This is a genomic window from Rhabdonatronobacter sediminivivens, from assembly GCF_013415485.1.
Classification (GTDB): domain Bacteria; phylum Pseudomonadota; class Alphaproteobacteria; order Rhodobacterales; family Rhodobacteraceae; genus Rhabdonatronobacter; species Rhabdonatronobacter sediminivivens.
This window is the reverse complement of record NZ_JACBXS010000001.1, coordinates 69,786-82,771: the sequence shown is the minus strand read 5'-3', so window position 1 is coordinate 82,771 and position 12,986 is coordinate 69,786. Positions and strand designations below refer to the sequence as shown.

General features: G+C 69.9%; 12 protein-coding genes. 7 read left to right on the top strand and 5 right to left on the bottom strand.

What is annotated here, in order from left to right; all coding sequences use genetic code 11:
• Positions 1–2 precede the first annotated feature (2 nt).
• From bchO to crtA, 4 genes are all read right to left on the bottom strand, one after another.
• Entirely contained in the window at positions 3–848 is an 846-nt protein-coding gene (gene bchO / locus HUK65_RS00380) for an alpha/beta fold hydrolase BchO (protein WP_235441672.1), read from the bottom strand.
• 4 nt (positions 849–852) lie between these two features.
• Positions 853–2,580 (bottom strand): magnesium chelatase subunit D, encoded by a 1,728-nt coding sequence (locus HUK65_RS00375; RefSeq protein ID WP_179904136.1) that lies wholly within the window; start codon positions 2,578–2,580, stop codon positions 853–855.
• A 127-nt stretch (positions 2,581–2,707) separates the two neighbouring features.
• Entirely contained in the window at positions 2,708–3,712 is a 1,005-nt protein-coding gene (gene bchI / locus HUK65_RS00370; RefSeq protein WP_179904135.1) for a magnesium chelatase ATPase subunit I, read from the bottom strand.
• A complete protein-coding gene (crtA, locus tag HUK65_RS00365; RefSeq protein ID WP_179904134.1) occupies positions 3,709–4,428 on the bottom strand; it encodes a spheroidene monooxygenase in 720 nt (239 codons plus the stop codon). The genes bchI and crtA overlap by 4 nt, the downstream gene beginning before the upstream one ends.
• Positions 4,429–4,555: 127 nt before the next feature.
• Here crtA and HUK65_RS00360 point away from each other — a divergent pair, with 127 nt between their 5' ends.
• The 4 genes from HUK65_RS00360 (at position 4,556) to HUK65_RS00345 (ending at position 8,715) form a co-directional block, all read left to right on the top strand.
• Entirely contained in the window at positions 4,556–6,109 is a 1,554-nt protein-coding gene (locus tag HUK65_RS00360) for a phytoene desaturase (protein ID WP_179904133.1), read from the top strand.
• Entirely contained in the window at positions 6,106–7,149 is a 1,044-nt protein-coding gene (crtB, locus tag HUK65_RS00355) for a 15-cis-phytoene synthase (protein WP_179904132.1), read from the top strand. The genes HUK65_RS00360 and crtB overlap by 4 nt, the downstream gene beginning before the upstream one ends.
• Positions 7,150–7,186: 37 nt before the next feature.
• Positions 7,187–7,645 (top strand): tryptophan-rich sensory protein TspO, encoded by a 459-nt coding sequence (tspO, locus tag HUK65_RS00350; protein ID WP_179904131.1) that lies wholly within the window; start codon positions 7,187–7,189, stop codon positions 7,643–7,645.
• Positions 7,646–7,785: 140 nt separating this feature from the next.
• On the top strand, positions 7,786–8,715 hold the full coding sequence (locus tag HUK65_RS00345; protein WP_235441671.1) for a DMT family transporter: 930 nt from the start codon (positions 7,786–7,788) through the stop codon (positions 8,713–8,715).
• A gap of 189 nt (positions 8,716–8,904) precedes the next feature.
• On the opposite strand, the gene tkt is transcribed toward HUK65_RS00345, so the two are convergent.
• The gene (gene tkt / locus HUK65_RS00340; protein ID WP_179904130.1) at positions 8,905–10,923 is read right to left on the bottom strand and encodes a transketolase; all 2,019 of its coding nucleotides are present in this window, start codon (positions 10,921–10,923) and stop codon (positions 8,905–8,907) included.
• 198 nt (positions 10,924–11,121) lie between these two features.
• On the opposite strand from tkt, the gene HUK65_RS00335 reads away from it, so the two are divergent.
• The 3 genes from HUK65_RS00335 (at position 11,122) to HUK65_RS00325 (ending at position 12,905) form a co-directional block, all read left to right on the top strand.
• Complete coding sequence (locus HUK65_RS00335; protein WP_179904129.1) at positions 11,122–11,637, top strand: hypothetical protein; 516 nt, start codon at positions 11,122–11,124, stop codon at positions 11,635–11,637.
• On the top strand, positions 11,630–12,031 hold the full coding sequence (locus HUK65_RS00330) for a cell division protein ZapA (protein WP_179904128.1): 402 nt from the start codon (positions 11,630–11,632) through the stop codon (positions 12,029–12,031). The genes HUK65_RS00335 and HUK65_RS00330 overlap by 8 nt, the downstream gene beginning before the upstream one ends.
• An 88-nt stretch (positions 12,032–12,119) precedes the next feature.
• On the top strand, positions 12,120–12,905 hold the full coding sequence (locus tag HUK65_RS00325) for a DUF2189 domain-containing protein (RefSeq protein ID WP_179904127.1): 786 nt from the start codon (positions 12,120–12,122) through the stop codon (positions 12,903–12,905).
• Positions 12,906–12,986: the final 81 nt, after the last annotated feature.

The window sequence follows — 12,986 nt, the reverse complement described above, 5'->3', positions numbered from 1 at the left end:
CGTCAGTCGAGGCTCTGGTCGAAGGCGTCGATCATATGGGCGATCGGGGCGGGGTCTTCTTCATGGGCAAGGTGGCCCAGGGCAGGGAGTTCGGCGTACTGGCCTTGGGGAAGGCGGGATGCGGCATTTTGCGAGACCTGCGGCGGGACGGCGCGGTCGCGCGCGGCGGCGATCAGCAGGACGGGGGTGGGGATGGTGGGGAGGGTATCCAGCAGAGGCTCCAGCCGCCAGGCGGCCATCATGCGCAAAGTGGCGGCGACGTGCCCGGGATTGGACAGCAGCGCATTGTAGCGGGCGACCATGGACGGGTCAGGGGCTGATCCGGTGGAGCGGATCAGGCGCGCGCTGCGCTCGGGCGCGCGGGCCATCCGGGCGATGGCGTGCGAGGCGAAGGGGCTGAGCGTCATGGCGCGTGCGAGGCGCGGGAACAGCCAGCCCGCGACGCCCTGGAACGGGCTGAGGGCGGCGTTGATGCCGATGATCCCGCGCGGCGGGTCCGGCAGAAGTTGCGACAGCCGCAGGGCAATCGCGGCCCCGGCGGAATGGCCGATCAGCAGCCGGGGCGCCCAGCCCTGGTGCTGCAGCAGCGCGGCGAGGTCCGTGGCCATCTGATCGAGGCTGTAGCGGGGGGCGCCGGCGCGGGTGCCGCCCTGGCCGGGCAGGTCGGGCGCGATGGCGTGGAGGCCGGGCAGATGCCGGGCCAGCGGGTGCCAGCCGCTGCTGTCGCCGCCCGCGCCGTGGATCAGCAGCGCCTGCGGCCCGGCGCCCCAGCGGCGGAGGTGCCAGTCATGGGGCGGGGCGCGCAGCCGCTGGGGCGCGCCCGCGCAAGGGTCCGGGGGGGCGGTCATGGCTTCAGCCATCCAGCGCGGCCGCAAGCGCGGTGGAAAGCTGCGCGGCATTGGCGCGGGGCAGGGCAATGCACTCGGCCTGCAGGGCGCGGGCCAGCTCGTTCAGTGCCGGTTGCGGGCGCAGGCCGGTGTCGATCACCACCGCGCGGGTGCCGCTCTGGGCAAGGGCGCGGGCCATCTGGCGGGCATCCTCGGCGGCCTTGGCGCGGCCGGGCTGGCCGTCCAGCCCGATATTCGCGCGCCCGTCGGTCAGCAGGGCCACCACCGGCGTCATGCCGCGGGCGCGGGCCAGTGCGGCGACCTCGGCCGCGCGTTCCAGACCCAGCGCCAGCGGCGTGCCGCCGCCCCCGGGCAGCCCCGCCAGCCGCCGTTTCGCCTGCACCAGCGAGCGTGTGGGCGGCAGGTCCAGCGCCGCCTGGGTACCGCGAAAGGTCACCAGCGCCACATTGTCTCGCCGGGCATAGGCGCTGGCCAGCAGCAGTTCCACGGCGCCTTTGACCTCGGCCAGGCGGGCGACGGCCTGGCTGCCCGAGGCATCGACGGCGAAGATGAGCGCCCGCTCGGCGCGTTCCTCGAAGCGGCGGATGCGCAGGTCCGAGGGCAGGATGATCAGGCGTTTGGGATCGCGTGCCGTGCCCAGTTGCGCGCGGCGCATCGGCTGCCAGGGTGCGGCATTGCGCAGGGTTGCCACCAGGTCCAGCCGCGCCCCGTCCGAGGGGCGCCCGGGCCGCGCGGGCAGGGGGCGGCCGCGGTGCTTGCCGCGCAGGGCCGCGCCGGCGCCGGTGCCGCGCGTTTGCTGCCCGCGCGCCAGCCGCGCCAGCGCCATCCGGTCCAGCAGATCCGGCGGCAGAGCGGCGCGGGCGGCTGCGACGAGGATATCCTCGGGGATCTCGGACCGGGTGTCGGCGCTGTCCTCGGTCTTGGTATCGCCGGGCAGGGGCGGCTCGGGTGGGGGGGTGTCTTCGGGCGGGCTGTCCATCGCCGGGGCGGCGCGGTGGCTGTAGACCAGTTCGGCGGCGGTGGTGAGGTCGGCCTCGGTCAGGTGCGGGTGGCCGCGCAGGGCGGCGGCGGCGCGGGCGCAAGCGAGCGCCAGCAGCGGCGCGCGGGCGCTGGCGATGCCCAGTTCATGCGCCGCGCGGGTGAGGCGGTCGCGCGCCTCGGGCGGGGTGGTGACGCCGCGCAGGCGGGCGCGGGCGGCGCTGAGCGCGCCGGGGGCGAGGGTGATGGGCGCGCTGTCCTGCCAGGGCAGGCCATCGAGGCTGAGAAAGAGGCCAAGGCGGTCGGCCAGCGCGGGGGGCAAGGTTTCTTCGGCCTCGGCGCCTTCGTCCAGCGCGATGAGGCTGAGGGGCGGTGTGGGTGTGTCCAGCGCCTGGCCCAGGCGGGCGGCCAGCCCCGGGGGGCAGCGTTCGGCCATGGTCAGCAGCAGCGGGCCGCCGGTGCTGAGCAGCCCGGCGCTGCGCATGGTGTGGCCCTGGGCGAGGGTCATGGCAAGATCGAGGCTGCCATAGAGCGCGCCGTCATCGGCGTTGGGGTGAAGCTTGCGCGGGTGCAGCGGCGCAAGCGCCTTGAGCACACGATCGCGCAGCGGCCCGGCGCGGGCGCGCAACCAAAGCCCACGCAGGCCCTGCGGATCCACCAGCAGCAGCGTCACCGCCAGCGCGACCCGGTCCCAAGGGGCGGGAGAGGCAGGCGGCGGGCCGGGCTGGGTGGCGGTTTCGTCGAAAGGGGTCATGGGGCGGGAATATGTGGCGGGTGGTGCAGGGGGGCGCTGCCCCCCTCGGCGCGTGCGCGCCTCACCCCCCGGAGTATTTCGGGCAAGAAAATGGGGGCGGCGCGTGCGAGATCGGGCGCGGGGCGTTTCACGGCAGGATCTCGGCCAGTTGGCGGGTGACGCGGGCGGTGGAGCCGGCCTCGTCCAGCGGGTCGCGGCGCAGGCGGTGGCGCAGGGCCGAGGGCGCGGCGGCGCGCAGGTGGTCGCGGGTGACCTCAGGCGCGTTGTCGAAGGCGGCGAGCGCGCGGGCGGTGCGCAGCAGGGTAAGTTCCCCGCGCAGCCCGTCGGAGCCGAGCGCGATGCAGAGCGCGGCGCAATCATGGAGTGCCACATTCGAGGCGCGCACATCGGGCAGGGCCGCGCGGGCGGCGAGGATACGGGCGCGCAGTTCGGCATCGCGCGGTTGCCATTCGGCGAGGAAGCTTTCGGGGGTGCGTTCATAGGCGTCGCGGCGGCGGATGACCTCGATCCGGGTTTCGATGTCGCGGGGGCTGGTGACCTCGACCGACAGGCCGAAGCGGTCCAGAAGCTGGGGGCGCAGCTCGCCCTCCTCGGGGTTACCGGAGCCGACGAGGACGAAGCGGGCGGGGTGGCGGATCGAGAGCCCCTCACGCTCGACCACGTTTTCGCCGGATTGGGCTACGTCCAGCAGCAGATCGACGATGTGGTCTTCCAGCAGGTTGACCTCGTCAATATAGAGGTAGCCGCGATTGGCGCGGGCCAGAAGGCCGGGCTCGAACGCCTTTTCGCCCCGGGTCAGGGCGCGTTCGATATCCAGCGCGCCGGTGACGCGGTCTTCGGTGGCGCCAAGGGGCAGGTCCACCACCGGGGTGGGGCGGGTGGTGATGCTGCGGTCGATGATGGCGGCCCATTCGGGGCAGTCGGCGGGATCGGCGGAATTCACCGGGCAGTCGGTCACGGCCTCGATCGGCGGCAGCAGGGCGGCCAGCGCCCGCACGGCGGTGGACTTGCCGGTGCCCCGGTCGCCAAACACCAGCACGCCGCCGATGCCAGGGTCGATGGCGGTCAGCACCATGGCCTGTTTCATCTCATCCTGGCCGACGATGGCGGAAAAGGGGAAGGGGGTTTTCATGCGGGCTCCTTGACCTGTGGGGCGCATAGATGGGCGGCCAGCGGGTCGGTGCCCTGCCAGCGGCCCGCGGTTCCGGTCAGCCGGAAGCGGGCGTAGAGTTCCTCGTTGAACCAGTCGTTGTCGCGCACGGCGCGGATGGCATCGGCATGGGGGCCACGGCGGGCGAAGGCGGCCATGCTGTCAGCATCGGGCCAGACCGAGAACGTCACCTGATGCAGCAGCGGCACCTCGCCGATGCCGATCTTGAAGAGCACATTGGGGTCTTGGCCGATCCGGGCCGAGATATCGGGCACGCGGCCCCAGAAGCGCAGCGCATGGGCGGGTTTCACCGTGGCGCGGGTCAGCGCGGCGATGGGGCCGTCGCTGGCCGGTTGCGGCGTGAACGGGCGGGCGCCGGACCAGTGGCCGCGCGCCGATATGGGCTGCAGGAACAGCGTGTAGCTTTCGCTGGCCCGCGCGCGCCAGCGGCGAAAGACCGGGGCCCGGGCGGTGCCCTTGCGGGCCGCGGTGTCATCGCGCCAGACGCCCAGGATCGCCCAGACACCCCAGTTGGGGCGGGGGGTGAAGCCCTCGCCCGTGCCCGAGCCGCAAAGCTTCCAGAACTCCAGCCCGTCGATTCGCCCCATGCCCAGCCGTGCCGCGCCCATCTGCCCCAGCACCCAGAGCCGGGCGGGCAGGTCATCGAAGCGGAACAGGCTGAGCGTTGCGGTCTGCATGAGGTCGGTCCAAACTGTAAACCTAGATTGTCACATCCTGCCGCGCACCGCAACCGTAACCTGTCAATTTCACTTGACGCTTTGCCGGGTTGTCAATCAGAATGGACAGTGACCACAGGAGCAAGACATGACAGATGAATCGCAGCCCGGCACGGCCTCTGGCCCGCGCGCCATAGTCATCGGCGCAGGGCTGGGGGGGCTGGCCAGCGCCATGCGGCTGGGCGCCAAGGGGTATTGCGTCACCGTTCTGGACCGGCTGGACCGGCCCGGGGGGCGGGGGTCCTCGATCACGCAGGGCGGGCACCGGTTCGATCTGGGGCCGACCATCGTGACGGTGCCGCAGGGGCTGCGGGATCTCTGGGCCGCCTGCGGGCGCGATTTCGACGCCGATGTGACGCTGAAACCCATGGCGCCTTACTATGAAATCCGCTGGCCCGATGGCTCCAGCTTTGCCGCCAGCCAGGATGACCGCGCGATCGAGGCCGAGGTCACCCGCCTGAGCCCGGGCGATCTGGCGGGCTATCGCAAGTTCCTGGAGGATGCCGAGGCGCGCTACTGGTTCGGCTATGAGGATCTGGGCCGCCGGCCCATGAACAAGCTGTGGGATCTGATCAAGGTCTTGCCGAAATTCGCCTGGCTGCGGGCGGATCGGTCGGTCCATGCCCATGCGGCGCGCCGGGTGCGCGACCCGCGCCTGCGCTTTGCGCTGTCCTTTCATCCGCTGTTCATCGGGGGTGATCCGTTCCGCGTGACCTCGATGTATGCGTTGGTCAGCCATCTGGAAAAGGCGTTCGGGGTCCATTACGCCATGGGCGGCGTGCAGGCGATTGCCGAGGCCATGGTGCGCGTGATCCGCGATCAGGGCGGGCAGGTCCGCCAAGGCGCCGAGGTTGACGAGATCACCGTGCAGGGCGGGCGCGCCGCAGGCGTGCGGCTGGTGGACGGGCAGGTGCTGGCGGCGGATATCGTGGTGTCGAACGCCGATGCCGGGCATACCTATGACCGGCTGTTGCGCAACCGCCCCCGGCGGCGCTGGACGCCCGCGAAGCTGCAGCGCACGCGCTGGTCCATGGGGCTCTTTGTCTGGTATTTCGGCACTCGCGGCACCCGCGCGATGTGGCGCGATGTGGGCCATCACACCATTCTGGTCGGCCCGCGCTACAAGGAGCATGTGAAGGATATCTTCATTCGCGGCAAGCTGTCGCAGGACATGAGCCTTTATGTCCACCGCCCCTCGGTCACCGATCCGGGCGTCGCGCCGGCGGGGGATGACACCTTCTACGTCCTCAGCCCCGTGCCGCATCTGGGCCATGACAATGGCGTGGACTGGGGGGCCGAGGCCGAGCCCTACCGCCAGCGGATGCTGAAGATGCTGGAGGAGCGGCTGCTGCCCGGCCTGTCGCAGCATCTGAGCGAAAGCCTGGTGTTCACGCCCGAAACCTTCCGCGAGCGGTATCTGTCGCCCTTTGGCGCCGGGTTCTCGATCGAACCGCGGATCCTGCAATCGGCCTGGTTCCGGCCGCATAATGTCTCCGAGGAACTGCCCGGCCTGTATCTGGCCGGGGCGGGGACGCATCCCGGCGCCGGCTTGCCCGGGGTGATCGGCACGGCCGAGGTTCTGGCCAAGCTGGTCCCCAATGCGCCCGCCGCCGCGCCCGAACTGAGGATGGCTGCCGAATGATCCCTCAGGCTGATCTGGACCACTGCCGCGCGGCGATCCGCACCGGGTCGCTGTCCTTTCATGCGGCGTCAAAGCTGCTGCCGGGACATGTGCGCGACCCGGCGCTGGCGCTTTATGCGTTTTGCAGGCTGGCCGATGATGCGGTGGACGAAACCGCGCCGGGCGCGCGCGCCGGCGCCGTGCTGCGGCTGGGCGACCGGCTGGAGGCCGTCTATGCCGGCCGTCCCCGCAACGCACCCGCCGACCGCGCCTTCGCCGCCGTGGTCGAAGGCTTCGAGATGCCCCGCGCCCTGCCCGAGGCGCTGCTGGAGGGCCTGGCCTGGGACGCGCAGGGGCGGCGGCATGAGACGCTGTCGGATGTGCTGGATTATTCAGCGCGGGTGGCGGCGGCGGTGGGGGCGATGATGTGCGTGCTGATGCGCGTGCGCGACCCGGACCGGCTGGCCCGCGCCTGTGATCTGGGGCTGGCGATGCAACTGACCAATATCGCCCGCGATGTGGGCGAGGATGCCCGCGCCGGGCGCATCTACCTGCCGCTGGCCTGGCTGGAGGATGCCGGGATCGCCCCGGCGCGGCTGCTGGCGGACCCGCAGCCCTCGGGTGCGTTGCGCGGCGTGGTGGCGCGGCTGCTGCGCCAGGCCGATCTGTTGTACCAACGGTCAGAGCCCGGGATTGCCGCCCTGCCGCTGTCCTGCCGCCCGGGGATTTTCGCCGCGCGGCATGTCTATGCCGGGATCGGCACGGCGCTGCGGCGGCTGGACTGCGATTCGGTGACGCAGCGGGCCCATACCGGCAAGCTGCGCAAGACCGGCTGGCTGGGCCTGTCGGTGCTGCGCAGCGCGGGCGCGATTGTGACGCCCCGCCCCGCCACGCTCCACGCAGCGCCCATGCCCGAGGTCGCCTATCTGGTCGATGCTGCCGCCCGCGTGCGCCTTGATCGCAGCCGCTCGGACGCGATGATCGGCGTTTTGGGACAGTTGCGCGCCCGCGACATGGCGCTGCGCACCGCTGCGCTGGGGTTGGACCGGCGCCGGGCATGACATATGTAGCGGCTCAACGGGCAACACGGGGGCCGCAATGGACTGGATGCTGTTCTTGACCTTTCTGGCGGCCACGGCGGCCGCCGGGGCAACCGGGTCGATGTTTGAGCCGGGCGAGTGGTACGAGGATCTGGACAAGCCGGTATGGACCCCGCCGGGCTGGGCCTTTCCGGTGGTCTGGGTCAGCCTGTATGTGGCCATGGCCTATGCGGCGATGCGGGTGGCCGTGCTGCCCGGCGCGGGGCAGGCGCTGGCCTTCTGGGCCTTGCAGATCGCGTTGAATACCCTGTGGTCGCCGGTGTTCTTTGGGCTGAAGCGGATGCGCGCGGCCCTGATGGTGCTGGTGGCGATGTGGCTGGCGGTCGGGGCCACCATGGTCAGCTTCTTCATGCTGGACCCGGTGGCCGGGATGCTGCTGATCCCGTATCTGGTCTGGGTCAGCATTGCCGGGGCGCTGAATTATTCGGTCCTGACCCGCAATCCGCAATTCGCCTGACCTCAAGCGGCGCGCGCCCGGACCTGCCATCGAGGCAGGCCCGGGCGCCTCGGACGCGCGCGGGCGCGCGCCTTCGCGCGCGGCGTATCTGACCGGGTGCGGGGGTTGCGCCGGGCGCGGGAAGGTGGCAGAAGCTTCACATGGTAACTACCTCATCCCCGGCTGAAAGCATCGCGCGCCCTGTTGCCGGGGTGGTCTGGATGGTAGTCACGGGCCTGTGCTTCGTGGCGGTCACCGCGATTGTCAAATATCTGGGCGATGACATGCCCGCGGCGCAATCGGCTTTTCTGCGCTATCTGCTTGGGCTGGTGTTTCTGCTGCCCATGATCCCGGCGCTGCGCAGGGCCAGCCTCTCGCGCCGTGATTTCAACCTGTTTGGCCTGCGCGGGATCGTCCATTCGCTGGGCGTGATCCTGTGGTTTTATGCCATGACCCAGATCTCCATCGCCGAGGTGACGGCGATGAACTACCTCTCGCCCGTCTATGTCACCTTGGGCGCGGCGTTGTTCCTGGGCGAGCGTCTTGCCGCGCGGCGCATTCTGGCGGTTCTGGCTGCGCTGATCGGGGCGGTGATTATCCTGCGCCCGGGCTTCCGCGAGATTTCCCCCGGGCATATCGCCATGCTGGGCACGGCAGTGCTGTTTGCGGGGTCCTATCTGCTGGCCAAGATCATGTCGGCCACGGCCAGCGCGCCGGTGGTGGTGGGGATGCTGTCGATCACCGTGACCATTGGCCTTGCACCCTTTGCCGCGGTGGTCTGGGTCACGCCCAGCCTGGAGCAACTGGCCTGGCTGTTCCTGGTGGCAGCCTTCGCCACCGGTGGGCATTATGCCATGACGCTGGCCTTCGCCGCCGCGCCCATAACGGTCACCCAGCCGGTCACTTTCCTGCAACTGGTCTGGGCGGTCCTGCTGGGGGCGGTCTTCTTTGCCGAACCGGCGGATTTCTGGGTGATCCTGGGCGGAACGGTGATCATCAGCGCCGTGTGCATGATCACCTGGCGCGAGGCTGTCCTGCGCCGCCAGTCGGCTGCGCGCGTGCCGGTTTCGGAGCCTGTTCGCGGGGGATAGCCCCGTTGAAGGCGCCACGCAGCCGCGCCCCGTGCGGAAACCGCATTCCAGCGCTGGGAGGGACTTGGGCGAAGGCGCGCGCCCGCGCGCGTCCGAGGCGCTCTGGCCTGCCTCGATGGCAGGCCAGAGCGCGCCCCCCGTCAAAGGGCGCCCCGGGGGGCTTGCTGCGATCCCCGGGGCGCGCATCGGTTACAACAGGCTGCGGACCTTGTCGGCTACGGCTTCGGGGGTGATGCCGAAGTCCTTGTAAAGCTGCGGCGCGGGGGCCGAGGCACCGAAGCCGTGCATCCCCACAAAGCCCGATTTCTCGCGCCGGCCACGTTCGCCGAACAGCCAGCGGTCCCAGCCAAAGCGGATCGCAGCTTCGACCGCCACGCGCACCGGCCCCGCGGGCAGCACCTTGCGGCGATAGCTCTCGGGCTGCTCCTCGAACAGTTCCCAGCAGGGCATGGACACCACGCGAGTGCCGATCTTCTCCTCCTGCAGGATGTCGCGGGCGGCCATGGCGATCTCGACCTCGGACCCCGTGGCCAGCAGGATGGCCCGGCGCGGCCCTTCGGCATCGGCCAGCACATAGGCGCCCTGCGCGGTCAGGTTCTTCATCTTGTGCTCAAGCCGCAGGGTGGGCAGGTTCTGGCGGCTCAGCGCCAGGACCGAAGGCGTGGAGGGCGCGGTCAGCGCGCATTCCCAGGCCTCGGCAGTCTCTACTGTATCGGCGGGGCGAAAGACGTTGACGTTGGGCGTGGCGCGCAGCATGGCCAGATGCTCGATCGGCTGGTGCGTCGGCCCATCCTCGCCCAGCCCGATGCTGTCATGGGTCATCACATAGGTGACCGGCAGCCCCATCAGCGCCGACAGCCGCATCGCCCCGCGCGCATAATCGGTGAAGCACAGGAAGGTGCCGCCATAGGGGCGCACGCCCCCGTGCAGCGCCATCCCGTTCATCGCCGCCGCCATGCCGTGTTCGCGGATGCCGTAATGGACGTACCGGCCCTTGCGATCCTCGGGGCCGAAGATGCCAAGGCCCGCGGTCTTGGTGTTGTTCGACCCGGTCAGGTCGGCCGAGCCGCCCATGGTCTCGGGCATCACCTTGTTGATGACCTCCAGCGCCAGTTCCGAGGATTTCCGCGTCGCCACCTTGGGCGCGGTCTCGGAGACCTGCTTCTTCAACGCCCGCAGCGCCGAGACCAGCTTCTTCGGTGCCTCACCCGCCATGCGGCGTTTGAATTCCGCCTGTTTCGTGCCCGAAAGCCCGGCCAGACGCGTCTCCCATTCGGCGCGCGCCTCGGCGCCGCGGGTGCCGATTGCGGCCCAGGCCTCGCGCACCTCCGTGGGGATCTCGAACGGGCCATAGGGCCAGCCGTAGATCTCGCGCACCTTGGCGATTTCGTCTTCGCCCAGCGGAGACCCATGCGCGCCCGCGCTGTCGGCCTTGGCGGGGCTGCCAAAGCCGATGATGGTCTTGCAATCCACCAGCACGGGGCGGTCGGCGGCCTTGGCCTCGGTCAGGGCGCGGTCGATATCGGCGGGATCATGCCCGTCGCAGGCGATCACATGCCAGCCCGCGGCAGCAAAGCGCGCGCGCTGGTCGGTCACATCCGACAGCCCGATCCGCCCGTCGATGGAGATGTCGTTGTTATCCCACAGCACGATCAGGTTGCGCAGCCGCTGCATCCCGGCCAGGCCGATGGCCTCGTGGCTGATCCCCTCCATCAGGCAGCCGTCGCCGGCGATCACCCAGGTGCGGTGATCCACCACCTTGGCCCCGAACTCGGCGCGCAGGGCTTCCTCGGCCATGGCAAAGCCCACGGCATTGGCCAGCCCCTGGCCCAGCGGGCCGGTGGTGGTCTCGATCCCCTTGGCATGGCCGTATTCGGGGTGGCCGGCGGTGATCGCGCCCAGCTGGCGGAAGTTGCGCAGCTGGTCCAGGGTCATGTCCTCATAGCCGGTCAGATGCAGCAGCGCATAAAGCAGCATCGACCCATGCCCCGCCGACAGCACGAAGCGGTCCCGGTCGGCCCAGTCCGGCGCCTTGGCGTCGAATTTCAGATGCTTTTCGAACAGCACGGTGGCCACATCGGCCATGCCCATGGGCATGCCCGGATGCCCTGAATTGGCGGCCTGAACCGCATCCATGGCCAGCGCGCGGATGGCGCAGGCCTTGGTCCAATGCTCCGGGTGGGTCTGGCGCAGCGAGTCGATATCCACGGGATCATGTCCTTGGGCTGTGAAATGTTGGCGCCCTCATAGCCAGTTTGGCGCCCCGATGCCAGCCCGCCGGGCCGTAACAGGCGGCCTGAAGCGCATTGGTTGGAAACGGCGCCGGTTGCGATTAAGCTTTGCAAAGGGTTGCGCGCCCGGACGGGGCCATGCGATTCGCAGCACAGACCTAAAAGGGATGCACAGATGACCCAGATCGCTGAACTGGAACGGCGGATCGCCGCTGCGCTGGACCGTGTCGCCCGCAGCGCCAAGGCCCTCAGCGTTCCGCCACCCGCGCCTGCACCCGCCGCCGCCCCCGAACCTGCTGACGCTTCGGCCGAGCTGGAAGCCCTGCGGGCCGCCCTGGCCGCTGAAAAGGCCACCAACGCGCAACTGAGCGAACGGGTCAACTCCGTGCGCCAGCGGCAGGAAAGCTCGGTCACGCAGATGGAGCGGCGCATGGCGCGGCTGACCGAACAACTGGACCTGCAAAGCCTGGAAATGCTGCGGCTGAAAAAGGCCAATGCCAAGTTGATGGAGGCCAATGCCGCCCTGCGCGAGGCCCAGGTCACCGGCACCCCCGAATCCGCGGTGCTCAACCGCTCATTGTCCGCCGAGCTGGAGGCCCTGCAGGCCGAGCGCCGCGCCGAAATGGCCGAGATGGAGGAGATCCTTGCCGAAATCCGCCCCCTGCTGAACGAGGAACCGCGCCATGTCTGAGCAGACCATCACAATCGGCAACAAGGAGTTCTCTGTCGCCTGCCAGCCCGGCGAGGAGCAGTACCTGCAGGCCGCAGCCACCATGCTGGACGCAGAGGCCCGCACCCTGCTGGGCCAGATCGGGCGCCTTCCGGCGGAACGGATGCTGTTGATGGCGGGGCTGATGCTGGCCGACAAGACCGCGGCTGCCGAAGACCGCCTGCGCGTGGCGGAAAACGAACTCTCGCGGCTGCGCGCCGAGGTGCAGTCCCTGCGCGAGCGCCCCGCACCGGCACCCGAAAGGGTGGAGGTGCCCGTGGTCTCGCAGGAGGTCATCGACGCCATGTCCGAGCTTGCCGCCCGGGCCGAGGCCGTGGCCGACGATATCGAAACCCGGAGCAAGGCAACCTCCTGAGCCCCGGCGTCCTGAGCCCCGGCGCATCCCTCTTGCCAGCCATGCCCGCGCCGCGCTAGCCTGCGCGCATGTCATGGAGGGGGAGCCAATGACCGAACAGACCTTGCCGCCACCATCGCCGATTCCGGCGCTGTCGCAGGTGACACCTGCCGATCTGCAGGCGGCGTTGCGCGCCGGATGGCAGGATTTCCGCCGCGCGCCGCTCTTCGGGCTGGCTTTTTCGGCCTTCTATGTCCTGGGCGGGCTGGTGCTCTACGCGGTTTTTGTGGCTTCGGGGCAAAGCTGGTGGTTCATTCCCATCGCCGTGGGCTTCCCGCTGCTGGCCCCCTTCGCCGCAACCGGGCTTTATGAGGTCAGCCGCCGCCTGGAAACCGGCGCGCCGCTGACCTGGTCCGTGGTGGCCGGCTGTGTGTTCGCTCAGCGGGACCGGCAGGTGCCGTCCATGGCCATGGTGGTCATGTTGGCCTTCATGTTCTGGGTCTTCTTGGCCCATACGATCTTTGCGCTGTTCTTCGGTCTGCGCCCCATCAGCGGCTCTACCTGGGACATGCTTCTTTCGCCCGCCGGGCTGCAGATGCTGGCGCTGGGCGGGATTGTGGGCGGGGTGATGGCGGCAACGCTGTTTGCGCTGACGGTGATCAGCCTGCCGCTGCTGCTGGACCGTGAGGTCGATTTCATCACCGCCATGATCACCTCGGTCCAGGCGGTGAGCCATAGCCCGGTGACAATGCTGCTCTGGGCCGCGGTCATTGCGGTGTTGCTGTTCCTGGCCATGTTGCCCTGGTTTCTGGGCCTGTTCCTGGTGCTTCCGGTGCTGGGCCATGCCAGCTGGCATCTTTACCGCCGCGTACTGCCCGAGCCTGCCGGGGTCTGATCCGGAAACCGCGCCTGCGCCAGACGTCCTTTCCCGAAGGGGCAGGTGGCGCCCTTTGAGGCGCACGTCTTGGAGTGCGCA